The organism is Vibrio sp. 704 (assembly GCF_033339295.1).
Genome location: NZ_JAWOUH010001021.1, coordinates 1 through 518, shown reverse-complemented (window position 1 = coordinate 518; position 518 = coordinate 1). Strand labels below are relative to the sequence as shown.

The 518-nt window shown below is 48.6% G+C and carries 1 pseudogene; it reads right to left on the bottom strand.

The features are described from left to right. A pseudogene (gene vmeA / locus R7R24_RS30445) lies at positions 1-488 on the bottom strand (multidrug efflux RND transporter periplasmic adaptor subunit VmeA); the annotation flags it as partial. Positions 489-518: the final 30 nt, after the last annotated feature.

The window sequence follows — 518 nt, the reverse complement described above, 5'->3', positions numbered from 1 at the left end:
ATCTTCGCTTTGGCTACGAGCACTTGCGCTTTCGCTTCTTTGTAAGCCGCTTCTGCTTCATCCAGATCTTGTTGACTGATCGATTTCTTGGTAATCAATGCGCGGTAACGTTTAACGGTTGCAAACGTCGATTCTTCAGAAGCTTGCGCACGAATCAGCTCCGCTTCTGCACTAAGCAAATCCGCTTGAAATGAAGAGTCATCAATTTGATACAACGACTGACCTTTTTCCACAACGCCACCTTCAACAAAGTTACGTTCTGAAATAATACCCGTTACCTGTGGGCGGACTTCCGCCTCTTTAAATGCACGGCTGCGGCCCGGTAACTCAACCGTCAAAGCTTGTCGAACAGGTTCAACCGTCAACACATTCACTTCGGTTGCGGGAGCTGCGCCACCACCTTGCTCAGTTCCTTCTTGGCTTGGTTGACATCCCGCCATAAACAGGCTCGATGCAATCAGCAGCGATAGCGTGGTTCTACGTCTCATGAAACATCTCTCTTATTTTGCAAGCCCTAC